Source organism: Pseudarthrobacter sp. NPDC058196 (assembly GCF_042882685.1).
Lineage (GTDB): Bacteria > Actinomycetota > Actinomycetes > Actinomycetales > Micrococcaceae > Arthrobacter.
The window spans coordinates 207728-224487 of record NZ_JBHVVN010000002.1 but is presented as its reverse complement, the minus strand read 5'-3'; the positions used below and the strand labels follow the sequence as shown (position 1 = coordinate 224487).

The 16760-nt window shown below is 60.7% G+C and carries 17 protein-coding genes and 1 tRNA gene; 6 read left to right on the top strand and 12 right to left on the bottom strand.

Annotated elements, in window-relative coordinates:
* Positions 1–143: 143 nt before the first annotated feature.
* A complete protein-coding gene (locus ACFVVC_RS03770) occupies positions 144–1259 on the bottom strand; it encodes a C40 family peptidase (protein ID WP_387449386.1) in 1116 nt (371 codons plus the stop codon).
* A gap of 742 nt (positions 1260–2001) precedes the next feature.
* Positions 2002–2901 carry a hypothetical protein gene (locus ACFVVC_RS03765; RefSeq protein WP_387449384.1) on the bottom strand — a complete coding sequence of 300 codons (900 nt, stop codon included), beginning with the start codon at positions 2899–2901 and terminating at the stop codon, positions 2002–2004.
* Positions 2902–3086: 185 nt separating this feature from the next.
* Between ACFVVC_RS03765 and ACFVVC_RS03760 the strand changes: the two genes are divergently transcribed.
* Positions 3087–3416, top strand: a complete 330-nt coding sequence (locus tag ACFVVC_RS03760; RefSeq protein ID WP_387449381.1) for an ArsR/SmtB family transcription factor — start codon at positions 3087–3089, stop codon at positions 3414–3416.
* A 14-nt stretch (positions 3417–3430) separates the two neighbouring features.
* Here ACFVVC_RS03760 and ACFVVC_RS03755 read toward each other — a convergent pair whose 3' ends face one another.
* Complete coding sequence (locus tag ACFVVC_RS03755; RefSeq protein WP_387449379.1) at positions 3431–3940, bottom strand: hypothetical protein; 510 nt, start codon at positions 3938–3940, stop codon at positions 3431–3433.
* Between ACFVVC_RS03755 and ACFVVC_RS03750 the strand changes: the two genes are divergently transcribed.
* Complete coding sequence (locus tag ACFVVC_RS03750; RefSeq protein WP_387449376.1) at positions 3909–4439, top strand: winged helix-turn-helix domain-containing protein; 531 nt, start codon at positions 3909–3911, stop codon at positions 4437–4439. The two genes, ACFVVC_RS03755 and ACFVVC_RS03750, sit on opposite strands and share 32 nt — an antisense overlap.
* Here ACFVVC_RS03750 and ACFVVC_RS03745 read toward each other — a convergent pair.
* The 4 genes from ACFVVC_RS03745 to ACFVVC_RS03730 all read right to left on the bottom strand — a co-directional run bounded on the left by ACFVVC_RS03745 (position 4364) and on the right by ACFVVC_RS03730 (position 7466).
* Positions 4364–5269 (bottom strand): alpha/beta hydrolase family protein, encoded by a 906-nt coding sequence (locus ACFVVC_RS03745; protein WP_387449373.1) that lies wholly within the window; start codon positions 5267–5269, stop codon positions 4364–4366. The genes ACFVVC_RS03750 and ACFVVC_RS03745 overlap by 76 nt on opposite strands.
* A 250-nt stretch (positions 5270–5519) precedes the next feature.
* A complete protein-coding gene (locus ACFVVC_RS03740) occupies positions 5520–5897 on the bottom strand; it encodes a hypothetical protein (RefSeq protein WP_387449370.1) in 378 nt (125 codons plus the stop codon).
* A 55-nt stretch (positions 5898–5952) separates the two neighbouring features.
* Positions 5953–6981, bottom strand: coding sequence for a hypothetical protein (locus tag ACFVVC_RS03735; protein WP_387449368.1), 1029 nt, complete (start codon positions 6979–6981; stop codon positions 5953–5955).
* Positions 6978–7466, bottom strand: coding sequence for a hypothetical protein (locus tag ACFVVC_RS03730; protein ID WP_387449365.1), 489 nt, complete (start codon positions 7464–7466; stop codon positions 6978–6980). The genes ACFVVC_RS03735 and ACFVVC_RS03730 overlap by 4 nt, the downstream gene beginning before the upstream one ends.
* A gap of 424 nt (positions 7467–7890) precedes the next feature.
* Between ACFVVC_RS03730 and ACFVVC_RS03725 the strand changes: the two genes are divergently transcribed.
* From ACFVVC_RS03725 to ACFVVC_RS03715, 3 genes are all read left to right on the top strand, one after another.
* Positions 7891–8991 (top strand): hypothetical protein, encoded by a 1101-nt coding sequence (locus ACFVVC_RS03725; protein ID WP_387449362.1) that lies wholly within the window; start codon positions 7891–7893, stop codon positions 8989–8991.
* A 352-nt stretch (positions 8992–9343) separates the two neighbouring features.
* Positions 9344–10054, top strand: coding sequence for a hypothetical protein (locus ACFVVC_RS03720; RefSeq protein ID WP_387449359.1), 711 nt, complete (start codon positions 9344–9346; stop codon positions 10052–10054).
* 357 nt (positions 10055–10411) lie between these two features.
* Positions 10412–11404: a hypothetical protein gene (locus ACFVVC_RS03715; protein ID WP_387449357.1), complete on the top strand. Its 993-nt coding sequence runs from the start codon at positions 10412–10414 to the stop codon at positions 11402–11404.
* 191 nt (positions 11405–11595) lie between these two features.
* Here the strand turns inward: ACFVVC_RS03715 and ACFVVC_RS03710 are convergent, their stop codons facing one another.
* From ACFVVC_RS03710 to ACFVVC_RS03695, 4 genes are all read right to left on the bottom strand, one after another.
* On the bottom strand, positions 11596–11925 hold the full coding sequence (locus ACFVVC_RS03710; RefSeq protein WP_387449355.1) for a histone-like nucleoid-structuring protein Lsr2: 330 nt from the start codon (positions 11923–11925) through the stop codon (positions 11596–11598).
* On the bottom strand, positions 11916–12629 hold the full coding sequence (locus ACFVVC_RS03705) for an HNH endonuclease family protein (RefSeq protein ID WP_387449352.1): 714 nt from the start codon (positions 12627–12629) through the stop codon (positions 11916–11918). The genes ACFVVC_RS03710 and ACFVVC_RS03705 overlap by 10 nt, the downstream gene beginning before the upstream one ends.
* 384 nt (positions 12630–13013) lie before the next feature.
* On the bottom strand, positions 13014–14144 hold the full coding sequence (locus tag ACFVVC_RS03700; RefSeq protein ID WP_387449350.1) for a tyrosine-type recombinase/integrase: 1131 nt from the start codon (positions 14142–14144) through the stop codon (positions 13014–13016).
* 87 nt (positions 14145–14231) lie between these two features.
* A tRNA-Leu gene (locus tag ACFVVC_RS03695) sits at positions 14232–14313 on the bottom strand.
* Positions 14314–14516: 203 nt separating this feature from the next.
* Here ACFVVC_RS03695 and ACFVVC_RS03690 point away from each other — a divergent pair.
* A complete protein-coding gene (locus ACFVVC_RS03690; RefSeq protein WP_009358190.1) occupies positions 14517–15122 on the top strand; it encodes an ANTAR domain-containing response regulator in 606 nt (201 codons plus the stop codon).
* A gap of 117 nt (positions 15123–15239) precedes the next feature.
* Here the strand turns inward: ACFVVC_RS03690 and pyk are convergent, their stop codons facing one another.
* Positions 15240–16730: a pyruvate kinase gene (gene pyk / locus ACFVVC_RS03685; protein WP_387449346.1), complete on the bottom strand. Its 1491-nt coding sequence runs from the start codon at positions 16728–16730 to the stop codon at positions 15240–15242.
* Between the last annotated feature and the right edge of the window lie 30 nt (positions 16731–16760).

Genomic DNA, 16760 nt, shown 5'->3' with positions numbered 1-16760 from the left:
TTCGTCAAGAGTGCTTTAGTAGGCGCTCACGTTGGAAGATTTTTATTGCGTTGGGTATCTTCGTGTCTCTCTAAGATTGCTCTCACGTCGTGTCAGATTGTGTCCCCGGAGACAGCGGTGGGGTGGGTCTGCCAATGTCCGCCTTATCGCGACAACAGGTCGAAATAGGCCGCACCGCGATTCCAGCTAACCGGATGCAACAGCGTCCCTACTGATGGGTTCAATGCGCTCCACATCATGCCGTCCCCGGCGAAAATGCCGACGTGACCCCAGTTGTTCGGTCCTTGAGGATTCTGAACCACTAAATCTCCGGGCTGCGGGTCATTAGTCCGTACTCCTACCCGCCACTGCTCGACCCGCGGCAGCTCGATTCCCGCCTGCCGGTAAATCCACTGCACGTATCCCGAACAGTCCCAGGCCTTGAAAGCAGTACCGCCCCAGACATACCGCCCGCCCAGCCCTTCCTGCGTGAATCGCAGAACGTCCTGACGAACTTGGCTCAGGTTGCGTATGGATCCGACAAGATGCTTCCCTGCCTGGGAATCGTCACAGGCGGCAGGAGCCGTGTCCGTTTCCAGGACAGAAACAATCGCAGTAGCCGCTGGTTCCCAACGCGCATAAAGCTCGGGGAAAGCCGAAACCTGAACCGCCTGCGCGGCCATCCCTTTGTCCATCACCTCCCAGCCGCGGATATCAAGCAGCCCACGCGGACTTCCCCCGTTTGGTCCATCCGGTCCGCCATAGAAAGCACGGGCGTTGTAGGCGGCGTCCATCAGCTCCGGTACTGTCCCCCAGCCTGCAGCCGGGCGCTGTTGGGCCGAGCCAATAGAGTCGTGGTCCCGACCAAGGCCGTCATTCGGGTAGTTCAGGGAGTCCGGCACGGCTGGGTTGGCAAGCATACGAAGGCTCGACTCCTGCAGCGCCATCATGATCGCGATGATGTACCCAGAACGCGGTAAAGCAAGCTGTTTGCCCACGGCGATGTAGGTCCTTGCGACGTTTTCTTGCCGGGGCGTTAGAACGTAAAGCAACTGACCACCGGCCCGGATCTCCAGCCCTGCGCCAGTCTCATTGACCACTGTGCCAGGGCCAGACGGCGCACAGGCAACAGTGCGTTGTCCCCCAATGCCGGTTAGTACCACCACCCCTCCCACGAAAGCCATCAACACGGCAAGCAAGACGGCCACACCAGCGGCGCAGACACCCTTCAGCAATGCCCGTCGTCGTGCGAGAAGTGCGGCGGCTGCTACAGCTGCCATCAGTAGACGATCCGCTCGGCAGTCGCATAGAAGCCGACCACCGCACAGCGTCCAGCTGGAGCAGTGACCGCCGGCGGACAGTTGACCATCACAGTGACCGGTGCTACAAAGGCGTTTCGGCTGTTACTCGACTCGTCCACGACCTGAACTGTCACGGTGCACACGTGGAGGCCATCCCAAGGCGCCGGGTACTCCTGGACCTTGGCCAGCTCAAGGTCACACCGCAGGGTCTGCGCAACGCCGCTTCGCCGTGCGGACTGTTCTGCCAGCACAGCGAAGCTGCCTGCTGTCAGACCAGTCCCCTCAAATTCCCGGACCAACGCTGACAAGGGGTTCGACCCATCCGGGAGAAGCTCCCACCAGGACCGCACCCGGGCATAAATTTCGGAATACGACGACGACCGACTGTCCCACGTATAAATCCCCTGCGCTGCCGCCGAAGCAAGCGCCCTGTGATCCAGAGTGCGCGGCAGTGCGCCATCAGTGGGCTGGGCCGGCACCCTGACTTCGGTGGGGGCAGCGGAGGGGCGGCTCTGACCTGACGAAGTATCCGACGGCTTGGGTGCAGCGTCCGGCGCCGTCGCAGACGGCCGAGGCACGGCATCCCCGCCAGAATCGGCGGGACAAAGCAGGAAGACTGCGCTGACCATCAACAGTGCAACGAGCCCTGCAGCCAAAAAGCGTTGGCGGCCAAACCTCCACATCGAACTCATCGTTCCCCCTGAATTCTGAAAACCATGCTCTACACAAACGGCACATGTGCTTCATGCTGGATCACGCGCCAGGCGGCCCGGTACAGCTGCCGGGCGAAGCCAATATTCACGGCGATATACCTTTCCGAAACGCCTAACTCACTCGCTAGGGCAGCCATCTGCGCGGATCTCTCCGGTCCACGTAAGCCCGGGCGGACTATCGACATCGCAACCCGTCGAAGCACTTTGGTGGGAAGGCAGCTGGCAGCCAATCGGCATAGGCCGTCCAGCCCTACACCTGCCTCCGGGTGGCAGTTCAGCGCCGCGTTGAGTGTCTTGGCGGTCTGCCGGACGACAGTGACGGCGTGCCAGCGGCGTCGGTCCTGAGGAGACGGCGGTCCGTAATGCCGCGGGCTGACAAGGCTGGATATAGCCAGCTTCCAGGTTTCCTCAGTGACGCTTCGGTGAACCAGATCCAACATGGAGTGCGCCCATGCCTGATCGATGCAGCCTTCCGCACTTCCTGATACGGCTGAGAAGCCGATGACTGCAAGGACCTCCGGGGACCCTTCCGTCGTCGTGAAGTCCACGAGCAACGGCAGCGTTTGATGGCTAAGCTCGCGCCGGATGTGGGCAGCACAGATCTTGTTGCAGACTCCCTGCACCCAAGCTTCGAAAGGAATTCCTGGAAGCTCCCGGTAGCGGCCCTTCGCAACCCCGTCCCAAACAGCGACACGGATCTCCTGCATGACATCGTCTACATCGCAAGACCGTCCAATTCGTCGCAGGCGGGAGTCTACGTAGCGGTGGACACCATAAACCGCGACCAGAATCCGGTCGATGGGAATGATGAGTTCGCGCGGCGGGGGCGAACTCCGCAGCGAGACATCCACCCCAGAAGGAGCCGTTGGCTGGCTCTTGGTTTTCAAGGCCTCAGATTCGATTTCCATGGCTTCACCGGCTTTGACTGTTCAGATCAAGTACCTCGCAGGGCCACGGAACGCAGCCCCGGTGTGTGGATTTGAAGACCCAGCAACGATCAGAAGAAGCTATACGAATTATTGTCGAAGATACTTAAAGTATCGTCAAGAGTGCTGTTCTTACTTTTTCCGGATTCTTCGGGAAGAATGGCGCTATGCCGAGAATTACGCAGCCACATGACGAGGCCTGGTCGGCCGACGTCGAGGCTGCCGTCGCGACGTTCGGCAACAAGTCGCGCAATGAAATTCTCCGGTTCCTTTCCGCGAGCGGGCCGGCAACCCGGGGCGATATCGTCGCAGCGGTCAGCGCTGGCGATCCCAGCGTCGCCAAGCACCTCGCCGTGCTTGAGGAAGCTGGGGTGGTGATGGTCGACGTCGAGCCCGGCCGCAGGCACGGAAGGTCACCCCGGTATTCCGCCAATCCCGTCCGGATCAAGGAGTTGCTCGACGCTCACCTGAAGTACCTGCTCGAGGAACAGCAGTAGTCGTCGGCGGCGAGTCATTCCCCCCGCTCCAGCGATTCCGGTGGCTCCGTTTGCGAATGCACCGCGGCGCGCTCGCCTTCGGGCCGCCGACTGATGTCTCTGTTCAGGTACTCGGTGATTGCGCGAAGCGTGTCCGGGGACACGTCCCCAAGAGTGCGGGCCGCGAAAGTTTTTACCCTCGCAGCGCGCAGGGACTTCACAAATTCAAGCTGGGAGTCAATGCGTTGGGGCAGGTCCGCAGAATCGGCATCCAATAGATAGGCGGGATCTACATCGAATATCCCGCATAGGGCGCTTAGGAGGGCGGGGTCGCTTACTAGTCTTCCCGTACCGTCCTTCATATAAAACCAACGCGCCCGGGATAGCTTGATCCCTTTGTCCGCCAGCTTCTCCTGAACCTCTCGGAAGGTGATCGGTTGCCCCCGCTCCGCCACAACGACGTCGAGCAGCAGGTTCAGGCGGCGGGCCAGCTCAGCCTGGGGAGAGACACCCATGTTCGCCGCGTGCTTGTCGACGCTGGACACCGCTCACCTCCCGACGATGGCAAGTGCAGTTGTCACACTGCTTGTGATGCTCAGTATTCCGGGGGTTTCCACGGCACGCAATGATTCGCGCCGTTCGCTTCCATCAGCTCATATGCAGGCGTATCGTATTGCTGTAGACCCGTCTACAGCGGGAAACGGACTTCCTCATCACTTGGTTGTGGTCTCCATGGCGAACATCTTGATGCATAGGACGAGAAGCAAGATAATCCGCTTCTTGATGGCCCATGGTCCTGCAACCACCCACGAAGTCGCCGCCGCTATCAACGGGTCCGCGTCATCCCTCCAAAAGCACCTGAACCTCCTGTCCCAGACCGGTATCCTGATGCTCGAATCGGGCCGATATAGGGCGCGGCCGGATGAGATCGAGAGGCAGTCAGCCGAGCTTGCAGCTGCGTTTCAGCCTCAAAACAGTGACTTCACGAAACTCATAACGGACGCTTCCCATTTCTCGGTGTCGCCGTTCCACTCCAGCGAGTGACCCGGAACGTCGAACCGTTCCAACTGGACCAAGTCGGGACGCAGTTCCGCCAACCGCTCCGAAACGGCCACCGGCGTCGATTTGTCTCCGGCACCGTGCAGGATGAGCGTCGGCTTTTTGAGTTCCCCGGCGCGCGCCACCCAGTCCAAAGTAGAGAGGTCGATGGGCTGCGCAAGGCCAGTCACCCAACGACCGGCACCAGTGCCCAACATTCGTAGGCCCAGCCTTGTCACGGGTCCCGGTAGCCCACTGGAGCTGCCATTGGCCGTCAGGGTCACCCTCCAGTCCAGCACGGGAGCTACGAGTACCAGTCCAACGATCCGATCGGAGTGAATAGAGAGGTCTGCCGCGCGCATCGCCATCGAGCCGCCCAGCGACCAGCCGAACAACACTAGGCGCTCCGCGCCATTGTCGACCGCGAATTGGATCGCTGCCTCGAGATCAAGCCATTCGTTCTGCCCCAAGGAGTAGCGAGCATCGTTCGAAGGCGGAGCGTCGCCGTCGTTGCGGTATGACACCACCAGCGACGTGAGGCCTAGTTGGTTGGCAACGGGGACGCCACGAAGGGCACCGGCCCGCTTTCCACCCATACCATGGACGTGGATTGCCCACGTCGAGGATGCTGGACCTGCGGTCTCCGGAACGAACTTCCATGCAGGCGCCATTCCGTCAGTCACGGGGACGACTACATGTTCGAACGGCAGACCCAATTGCTCAGGCGCGGAATAGGCGTAGCCACTCCAAATTCCGGCCCTGGCACCGTAAAGGTTGCCTGAGTCGACGCGCTCGACGAGCCGCGTCACCGTTCCGGCCCTGGCGTCTTCATCCACCACCGCACCTATACAGGCGTGGCCCTTACCGCCGGCGAACCAAAGGCTGTACCTGCCTGGGGCCGCCGTCAGAGGGGAGCTCGGCAACTCAACGAGCAACGCGCCATCTTCTCCAGGAAAGACTCTTCGGATGGCGAGGTCCTCCCGCCGGGTAGCCGACGGGACCACGACCCGCCGTGCGAAGTAGCCAGCCGCCAACACTGTGGCGGCAGCTGCGCCGAGGGCGGTCAGGGAAAGAACCCCCAACAGCTTAGGAGTCCTCATCGTCTTCCCTGGCGTGCTCGTCAATGACTTCTCTGAGCTTGGCTAAAGTCTCGGGAGACAGCTCCTGCAGTTGCCTGGCAGCAAAGTTCTTGACCCGCGCTTCCCGCATCGACTTCAGGAGATCGAGCTGGGCCTCTACCAGTTCCGGCACCCCTGCCGAGTCATCAAGAAGGTAGCGGCGATCCACACCGAAAAATTCTGCGAGATTCTCCAGCAGCGCATGGTCCACGGCCAGCGAGCCATCACCGCTGCGCATGTAGGCCCAGCGCGACCGGGACAGCGGGGTGCCGCGATCTGCCATGTTTTCGCTGATTTCCCGATAAGAGATGGGTCCCCGCCCTTGGGACTCATAAAGGTCGAGCAAAAGGGTAAGTTTTCTAGCGAGTCTGGACTGGGGCGACTCCTGAGGCTCCGCGGCATCATCTTTCACGTATGCCGTGCCTCCTCCCCCACATCGCCGGGCTCAACCGACTTTCCTGCACCCCATGATGGAAAGCGAGGAAGTCTTCTGTCCGGACCACTGTTTGCATATCAACTTCATCCAGCAACCTAGCAGCAGATGGATCCATCAAGAGTGCGTCTTGAATTTCAACGAGCATCCGATGGAGTCTTCGCGTTTTGCCGTCGATGCCTTCTGCAGGTGCGGCCAAGCGGCTGTCTTCCCGGGTGGCTGTCGCCTTCTCCCAGGTGTCAGTGAGGCTGGTCAGCAATGCTTCTCGAGTTTTCAACTCGGTGCGTCGAGACATACGACGGGCGACCGGTGGCAAAGCCAGGCCGGCACACAGAAACAGCATCGCCCCGACGAAGCTCACGTCATAAACAACTGCTAACTGCCCCATCACGGCCAAGTCTCCAAGCAGATGGGCGACGTCCATTCCCAAGACTGCGAAGACGACTACCAGTGCCAGAAGGCAGCCGATGCCGATCAGTGTGAAGGCGAGCCGGAAATGAAAGGTGGCCATCCGCCGTCGGAATCTAATGCAGACGTAACCCGTTACGCTGACGACAACGCCGACGTAGACAAACTGGATGGCCGAGTAGAGGGCGGCAGCAGGCTGATCACCATAATCGAGCATGAACCGCGTCGACGAGGCCGGCGCTTCGATGCTGAAGAACGCAGCAACCAGTCCCGCGGCAACGCACGCCAGTATTGTCAGGCCGAGGCGGTCGCTGCGCACGGATGCATCGTTGAACTCTGCCGCCCGGAGGATCGCCTGGGAAAGGAAGTAGATTCCAACGACCATGAGGATGTTCGCGCACAGGTCCACAAGGTTGCGGCCGCCAAGCGCTGCATCACCGGCGATGTATATCGAATCAACATTCAAGGTGAGCGCGGTTGCGATAGCAACCGCAGCGACAAGAATGCTGTGATCCTTCCTAGTGCGCACGCCCGGGAGAAGGCACAGGACGAGGACCCAGATGACCGCAGCCCCGATTGTCTGGATCACCCGAAAACCTGCTCAAATGATTTCGGTTCCAGGCTGCTTTCGCGAATTGCTGCGGCGAGGAGGTCAGCGAGTGTCTCGGCCGCGGCCTCCATGTCGTCCACGAAACTGCTCCGCGCCAGCGCTCGGGACACCATCTCGCCGTTGAGGTTTGGGAAAAGACTGGCCGCGTATTCCGCCGAGATCCCTAATTCATCATGGCGCAGGATCATGTGGCCGAGCTCATGGAGGACGAACTGCTGCCTGTGGAGCACTGAGTCTGTGACTGCGTGGAGAATGATTTCCCGGGAATCGGTCGATAGCCACAAGCCGCAGACTTCTGTGCCGTTGAGTACGGTGGTGGCTTCAATTTCGATCGGACGACGGCGGCGGGCCGCCACGATCGCGATCAATTTCTCCAGAGTGAGATGACGGGGTAACCACAGCGCTTGAAATGCTGCCGCCGCAACCCGTGCTGGTTCCGTTCGCTTAATTCTTTGCTCGTCCATACCGCCCCCTCTTTGCAGTGGACAGCAAGGGTGGCCGATCGACCACCGCGGCGCGTTGGGCGCCTCTTCGTCAATTGAACGCCTGTGCTCTGGACATGTCCAGAGCGGTGACAGTCGGTTTTGCTTATCACATGCCCTGACTAATCGCGGGGCTTCTTCAGAATTCTGTCGACTCCCTCCTTCGCGCACTAGCTGAAGCTGATTCAGTAGGGGAAGGAAAACTGTTGGGCGCAAACCGTAACTCGTGCAAATTTTCATAACAGCCTCAGTGGCAGTGCAACCATGACGTGCACCGCAGATACTGAATCTGAAGGGGGTCCAGACGCGACCGACTCGCGTCTTCTCCCCCTCCCATGCCGTCAACACTGGCCTAAGGGCTTGTCTGGCACAGGCAGCTAAGGCTCTCGCCCACTAGGCTGTTTTCATGCAAACCGAAGGGCGATCAAAGCAACGTCCTGACATGGCCCCCTTTGACCTCGTCTGGCCGCCTGGCCTAACAAGACCAGCAACCCCGCCCGCATTGCTGTACCTGGATCTCAACCACTGGATCAATCTCACCAAGGCGAAACTGCAGCGCGGCAGTGCTGAACGCTACCAAGCACTCCTCTACGAATGCCGACTAGCCCTCGCTGAAAGACGAACTCGCATCCTGTTATCGGCCCCTTTGGTAGAGGAGATTTACGCAATACGCGATCCCCGCCAGAGGAATGACCTAGCAGACCTCATTGAGGAACTAACCGATTTCGAATACATGGCCAGCCTTGTGGACGTTAGAAAACTCGAACTGCAGGCAACGTTAGATGAAATGACGGGCACGCAGGGCTTATCATTTTCACCTATTCCCCTGATTGGTAAAAGCCTTCTCCACGCCTTCGGAAAGGTAGGTGGACTGCGTCTAATGGGCGCCGATGGTGAAGCCGTCGACAGAAACACTCTCGAGCCGGAGCGTCTGCAGCAGCTCAGAGCGCTGGAACACCAAGCTGAGCGGGCGCTTATTGCGGGGCCGAGCGACGAGGAAGTCCCCGGGATGCGAGAACGAGGATATGCGCCTGAGGTCCATCGCGAATCTCTTGCCGGCAACGTACGAATCGAGCAGCACTTCGCGGATAAACAGCTTAGCGAGAGCTGGCGCCGTGGGCGATTGAGGGATGTGCTTCTCGCGCGTGAGGTGAATCTCGAACTCAACGACATGCTCAGTGCCGAACTAGCTGCGCGCCACAGGACTCTTGGTGAAGTGGCGGGCAACCTCAAAGATGCCCGCAGACTGGTACTGAGCATGCCCAGCAGTTGCGTGACCGTTGAGCTAAAAACCCACTATCACCGCGACGCAAAAAAACGTTGGTCCGTCAATGACCTCCACGACATCAATGCCATGTCAATCGCCGTGCCGTACTGCGACATCGTTTTCACCGACGCCGCTGCAAGGAACGGTTTAATACGAGCAAAGCTTCATGAACGGCTGAACACCATCCTGCCCCGAACTCCCGAAGACCTGGCAGGCATTCTTAGAGACCTTAAGGTGTAATTCCTACGAAGGTCGGCACGTGCCTGATGAGCCCACCGCAGCATCCCGGGCCCTGAACCGCGGTAGAAATACCCCGACCCATCCTGCATGTGGTGTCCAGATAGGATTTTCAATGCGCCGAGACCTCCCGGGCTGGCGACTTGTACTCGAGTCGTTCAAAGCATCTCGTCCGCGTGGAATGCATGCCCAGACAGGGGTACACCGCCTCGCGGGAGGCGCAGCTTTGAGGCGCATCTGTGATCTGCTGAGGAGGCGCCTTTCCAAATCTTTGTCTCATGTCGTATGCCTAAGCGACTGAGAACACGCTAAATAGGACCCGCCAGCTATGGGCACACCCAGGAGCAACTAGAAGATGAAAATAACTCCCTTCCACTTTGCCTACATCAGCATCACCGTAGCGCTTGTGGCTTCAACGGTGGTTTGCGCCATCGGCTGGAGTTTACAGTTGGCCCCCCTTAAGACTGAATGGGGGGACGTTGCCACGTGGGTTGGAGCCGGCGGCACGATCTTGGGTTTTACCATCGCTATTGCGACGCTTTGGCACAATGAAAAAGCGGGCCGCGATGATGAAGAGGCTGAACGACTCGCCCAGGCGAGGCGAGTGGGCATCACCTCTCACATGGTTCTGGAGCGCGATCCCCTATTTTGGGAGGCGCACCAGGATGCATGGAAGGGCTGGCGGGAACATACTGGCTTGCCGTCAGTTGAGGAACGAATTCACCTGGACTCGTACGAAGGCCCATGGGATGGAAAGGTCACCTTCACCGTGCAAAATGGCAGCCCCTATCCCCTTTCTAATCCTGTAGTAAGAGTTCGCGATGTTTCGACGTTGTCCTCCACGACACCTGCTCCCCCGTTGAAGACGATCGCCATGCCTGTGATCTTGGCGGGAGGAACAGCCGAGGGGAAAGCCACCGTCAATCTGCCGGCCCACTCCGGAGAGTCGATGATTCCGGATCTCGTCGAGTTGGAATTTTCAGACGTCTGGGAGGGCCGATGGCTTAGTTCATCGAGCGGATGCCGCAAAGTCGAACCCGCGGATGGTCTTCCGCCGCAAGCCTGAGCAAAACGGCAGTCGCGCGCGAGTTAGGACACCCGCGGGAGCCCTGCACCGCGCCAAGCGCCCCATCGTGCCCGCGGTGGAGATCCCCGACATCCGACGCTGCCCTGATGCGCGGACGACGAGGACGGGGTCCTGCTGGGCAGGTGGTATCTGCGCGGTGCCAGCCGTGAGGCACTGTCGGAAGCTGTGGGCGCAGGACTGGGAAACGTGCGACAGCGGCTCTCCGTCGCGCGTTGATGACCGGGCACTGATCGGGCATCCAGACGGGCCCGAAACATTCGGTCCAAATAGCCAGGCCCCGGCCGTCCTGCGCATATCCTTGGCGTCAACGGCAGCGACGAGGACCGGGGGAAGCCTGTGGCACCACAAGACCAAGAGAGTGCACCAGAGCGGTCCGGTTTGCGACCTGATCGAACGAATGGCCGGCGCAGCCGTCCGACCGTCGCAGGCGAGAAGCTCGTTGACGCGATTGAGTTCTGGAAGAAGCACCCATGGTGGAGACTCCTTGCCTGCATCGTTGCCTTGCTGGCTGTACTTGGCAGCACAAACCAGCTCTTCGGATGGCCGCCCTCTTTTTCGATCCCTAAGGCGCTCGAGACGCTCGGTCAGTCAGGGCAAAGCCCTTCGGCCGCCCCCAGCGCCACGGTGTCTGAACCTCCTTCTCCCTCAGCGACGCCTTCTGCGACGCCGACCATCACCCAGCCCGCCCCCGAGGTGCTCCATGTGGCCTCCGCGGGTCGGGCATGTCCCAACCCCAACCCTTCAGACTTCAAGCTTCCTGACGTGGAAGTCTGCGTCACCATGTGGTGCCAGTCCCTAACCTACGAACGAGACGGGAGGCTCCAAGGGAACCAGACCCAGATCAAGCTGAAGGCCAGCGTTTTCAATAAGACCACGCAGCCGCTCGACATCTCGATTACCAATGCATCCGCCATGCGCCTCCTGGTCTCCCATAAGGACTTACCCGGAAGCTGGCGGCCGCCGGAGAAGACGGTGGCCGCCGGAGACAGCCCCGTGCTCGTTGAATGGTCCGGCACTGGATCGAAGCAGAACTACTGGGCGTTGCCCCCGAATGTTTTTGCTGATTCCTACCCGACGCCGGCCGGGGTCGTTACCGGTTTTTACACGCAGTGGGATCCTCCGATCCTCGAGTCGGGCGAAGGCTATTATCGTCCGAGGGCCGAGCCATTCGACCCCTTCTACGCGGACGGCAACCTGGTGTTCCAACTGCCGGTGGGAAGCGTTGTTACCGGGCTGGCTGTCGTGGATAAGACTGACCCGACCAAGATCATCGCCGTGACGCCGTTCAGCGAGTGGAAGGACCGGGAAGTCCCCCCGTACACCTTCTAGCCCGTGGTGCAGGTAAAAGCCCCGGCCGGACGAGCTGTCCAGCCGGGGCTTTTTCGGGTGAAGGTGTTTAGACGTCCTCGCGGACCAGCAGCTCGATCAGGCCCATCTCGGCCAGGCTCTCCAGGTAGGCGGTCTCCGTGTACGGGTCCAGCTACAGCACGTTCCCGGTGGGTTGCCCGGCACGTCTTCTCTCATGCCGTCAGGCTACTCAGTCGTCGCTGATGGACTCCAGCAGTAATTCGCTGCAGCCCAAGCTCGGACAGCCTTGGTGTCAGTGGCCGGTGCCAAACGGCGGACGACGGGGGTTTCCCGCGGCCCGCTTTGCGTTCAGCCTCCACGAAGGGAATCAGTTCGCCTCGGAGCGCTTCGGCGTTCTGCTTCGCCAGGTCAATTTCGTATTCGCCGCCGTCAAGTGCAAATCGGAATATGACATAAAGCGCAACTTCAAGGCAGGACCTCCCCCAAGGCCCTAAGACCGAACGGTGTCTCGTGCCCGATCTCAGCGCCAGCCCTATTCGCAATCATTCAGAATTCCGATGATCGCATCGTGTTCCGCCTGAGTGACCCAGAGGCCGTACTTGGCCTTCACGGCGATTTGACGAGCAACATACTCGCATCGAAATGCCTGGTTTGGCGGCAACCATGTAGCGGCGTCATTTTCGCCCTTGGCGGTGTTGGTTGGTCCGTCCGTGGCCATGAGGTTCAGCGGGTCGTTGGCTAGTTCCCGGCGAAGCTCCGCCGTGAGTTGCTGGGCGCCGTTCTGCCATGCGTCGCCGAGCGGGACGATATGGTCAATCTGGACGGCGCTGCTGGTGTTCTGGCCACGTACAAAGCGGGTGGTGGTGCCAGTGTACTTGTCGGCAAGCGTGCCTGTGGTGACCACGCAGTTGTGGCTACCGGGTTTAAAGGTCCTATTCGTGAGGTCCCGGGCGAGGATGTCGTTGCGGGTGTCGCAGCCGTTGTGGTCCGTGTCGGCCCAAGCCGGGCCAAACTCTTCGCGGGAGTAACCGGCTGCGGATGCACGCCCCTTCACCGGGATACCCTCCAATTCGGCCAGCGCCTTGTCCATGGCGACGGCAGGATGTGGGACATTTACAGCAACACCCGGATCGGAATGTATGGCTTCAACGGCGTTGCATGAGGCTCCGCACCCTGCCACGGAGACAGCCAGGAGAGCGCCGGTTAAGAGCCCGAAGAATTCAACGCCCGAGCGGGTCTTCTTCATGGTCCTGCCCCGTAACCCGTCATAGCGCGAGAACAGCTCAAGGTGCCGGGGCAAGGCGGACTTTGGCCCGCGTACCGATCAACCTCTCCTGAGACGCTAGTCGTCTCACCGGGAGCGGCTGACTCATGCTGCCGGGGAGAATCTCACTCAGCTTCGCGATTTCCAGGATGTGCTCGGAGGTAAAGATGATCTTTCCTTTTCCCCAGCAGGCATGAGGGAAGCGTCCGCTCGTCGCGCCGTCGCGAAGCCATGACTCGGTGCATCTCATGAGAGCGGCAGCCTCGGCTGGCTCGAAAAATTCGATGTCCATTGAAACCTCCAAGTGGAAGATCTGGTTTCCACGTTCATGCCGGCAGTTCAACACGCCTACATGACCAAGCACGGTCACCGCTGGAAGGCCGCCACCGAGCGTTCCATGGCATCGGCGCTCACCTGCAGGGCCTCCGGCATCAAGTGCCCGTAAACCTGCTCCGTCGTCTTAGTTGAGGCGTGTCCCAGCCGGCGGGAGATGGTGAACAAGGGCACCCCGTCCTGGATGAGCCACGAGGCATGGGTGTGCCGGAGGTCGTGGATCCGCGGATTCTTGGTCAGTCCGATGGCCTGCGCCGTGCGGACGGCAGGAATCCAGTAGTGGTGCCAGTAGAGTTTATGGATGATCCGCCCGCCCTTGGGTGTCGTGAACACCAGCTCCTTCCCCGGTCTGCTGGCGACCAAAGGAATAAGGATCTCCACCAAAGCAGGGTTAAGCCCGATGGTGCGCTTGCCGGCACCCGTCTTCGTCGGGCCAAGGTAGAACTGGGATTGCCCGTCACGTTTCCAGGCTTTGTTGATCCGCGCAATTGGCGGCTTGGATAACAGGTCCACGTCCGCTACGGTCAACGCGGTTGCTTCACCAAACCGCGTCCCAGTCATGACAAGAAAGTTCGTGAAGGCCTTGTACCGCTCCCCCATGCCCTCCATGATGAGGCTGAATTCGGCATGGGTGAGGAACATGGCCTCATCCTCCGCCTTCTCAATAGGCGGCAGCTGAACACCCCGGCAGGGGTTGCGGGGAATGTAACCCAGCATCTCCGCGGTGTTCATTGCGGCGGAGATCAGACCGTGGATATTGTGAATGGTCTTCGGCGCCAGCCCCTTCGCAGCCATCGCCTTCACCCAGTGGGCGATCAGGCGGTAGTCCAGCTTGTCCACCGGGACGTGTCCGATGACGTTCCGTATGTGCCGGTCCAGCATGGTCTGGTAGGTCTTAGTGGTTCCGCTGGACGGCCGGATCAGCAGGTCGATGTGCTCTTGGATGACGTCGGCGACGGTGGGCGTGCGCTTCTCGTTGGACAGCAGGGCATGCTGGGCAATTTCGAAGGATTGGCCATTCGCGTCGAGCAGGCGCTTCAACGTCTCAGCCTCGACGAGCGTCGTCACCGTCAGGCCCTGCGCCGTGTGGGTTTTCTTATCCCGCCAGCGCACCATGTAGGACTTCGTACCGTCCTTTTTGGTGCGTGCACTGATGCTGGCCATGTAGAAAACCGTACGCGCCTGTACACACTTTTGGTGATTTTGTACACCCAAAAGTGCTCAACCGGCCTCTGACCTGCAAAGACACTGTGCCCGAGGTGGGACTCGAACCCACACACCTTTCGATACCGCATTTTGAGTGCGGCGCGTCTGCCAATTCCGCCACTCGGGCGCGGAATACATGGAGGGAAACGCTACGCCCACAGCTGACTGTGAGCAACGCGATCGCTTCACGTACGCGGAATTACTCTACATGCAGATAGGCTGAATTCCAGAATCGCGCCGCCGTCGCCGCAAAGAAACCCTGCAAGCCAAGTACAGCCGCGGTGGCACCTAAGATAGTGATGTCCCGCCGTACCTTTTCAAGGAGATCCCGTGACTGAACAGACGGAGTCCAAGCCCACGTCCCAGCCGGCGCGCCGCGTCATTGTGGCAGAGGATGAAACCCTCATCCGCCTCGACATCATCGAGATCCTGCGCGGCGAAGGCTATGACGTTGTGGGCGAGGCGGACAACGGCGAGAAGGCCGTCCAGCTCGCCGAGGAACTGAAGCCGGACCTGGTCCTCATGGATGTCAAGATGCCCGTCATGGACGGCATTTCGGCGGCCGAGAAGATCGTCAAGGCCCGCATCGCCCCCGTGGTGCTGCTGACCGCCTTCAGCCAGAAGGAACTGGTGGAGCGCGCCCGCGACGCCGGCGCCATGGCCTACGTGGTGAAGCCGTTCACTCCGGCAGACCTCATCCCGGCCCTGGAGATCGCCCTCTCCCGCCACGAGGAAATCAAGGCCCTCGAGAGCGAGGTCTCCGACCTCCAGGAGCAGTTCGCCACCCGCAAGCTCGTCGAACGCGCCAAGAGCCTGCTGACCACCAAAATGGGCCTGACAGAGCCGGAAGCCTTCCGCTGGATCCAGAAGACCTCCATGGACCGCCGCCTCAGCATGCGCGAGGTCGCCGAAACCATCATCAACCAGGTCAACTAGGCCACAGGCCGGCCCTGCCGGGACCCCTAAGGGCTCCGACAGGTTCAATCACCGGACGTTCAAAAAAGGGAGGATCCCCGCCAAGCGGCGGGGATCCTCCCTTTTTTGTTCCGAAGGCTAGGCCTTCTTCTTCTTTTCCGGCCAGGGGCCGAGCTTTTCCTTGTTGCTGCTGACTTCACCGGCGCGGGTGGAATCTGCCAGGTCGCCTACCTTGTGCACCTTCAGGGAGTTCGTGGAGCCGGCTTTTCCGGGAGGGGACCCGGCAGCGATGACCACCAGGTCACCGTCCTGCACCAGGCCCATTTCCTCGAGGCTGCGGTCCACCTGCGCGGTCATGGCGTCCGTGTGGTCCACCATCTGCACCAGTACCGGCTGGATGCCCCAGGTCAGCGCCATCTGGTTCCAGACCTGCTCCACCGGGGTGAAGGCGAAGACCGGCTTGATGGGCCGCAGGCGGGACAGGCGGCGTGCGGAGTCGCCGGACTGGGTGAACGCGCAGATGTACTTGGCGTCCAGCTGGTCGGCGATTTCGACGGCGGCACGGGTGATGGCGCCACCACGGGTCTTGGGCTTGGTCCCCAGCGGGGGGACGCGCTCCAGGCCGTGGACCTCAGTGGACTCGATGATCCGGGCCATGACCTTCACGGTTTCGATCGGGTACTTGCCCACGCTGGTCTCACCGGAGAGCATGACGGCGTCGGCACCGTCGAGGACGGCGTTGGCGCAGTCGGAGGCCTCTGCACGGGTCGGGCGCGGGTTGTCGATCATGGACTCGAGCACCTGGGTGGCCACGATAACCGGCTTCGCCCAGCGGCGGGCCAGTTCGATGGCGCGCTTCTGCACGATCGGCACTTCCTCCAGGGGAAGCTCCACGCCGAGGTCGCCACGGGCCACCATGATCGCGTCGAACGCGTCGATGATCTCCGGAAGCTGCTCCACGGCCTGCGGCTTCTCGATCTTGGCGATGACCGGCACGCGGCGGCCTTCTTCATCCATGATCTCGTGCACGCGGGTGATGTCGGACGCATCCCGGACGAAGGACAATGCCACCAGGTCAACGCCGCGGCGCATGGCCCAGCGAAGGTCGTCCTCATCTTTTTCGCTCAGCGCGGGAACGTTGACGGCCACGCCGGGCAGGTTGATGCCCTTGTTGTTGGACACCATGCCACCAACGGTCACCTCGGCAACCACCTTGACGTCGTCGACCTCAATGGCGCGCATGGCCACCTTGCCGTCGTCGATCAGCAGTGCGTCCCCAACCTTGACGTCCTCGGTGAGGCTCTTGAGGGTGGTGGAGCAGATTTCCTGGGTGCCGGGGACGTCCTCGGTGGTGATGGTGAAAATGTCACCCACGGCCAAGGCGTGCGGACCGTCCACGAAACGGCCCAGGCGGATCTTGGGGCCCTGCAGGTCGGCCATGATGGCCACGGCCTTGCCCAGGCTCCCTGCCGCCTTGCGGACATTTTCGTAGGTGTTGTCGTGCACGGTGTAGTCGCCGTGGCTCATGTTCATGCGGGCGACGTCAACGCCGGCCTCCAGCACAGCCAGGGTGTTCTCGTAGCTGGCAATTGCCGGGCCAAACGTAGCCACAATTTTTGCGCGTCTCATATACCTACCCTATTGGTCTCTTGCATTGGT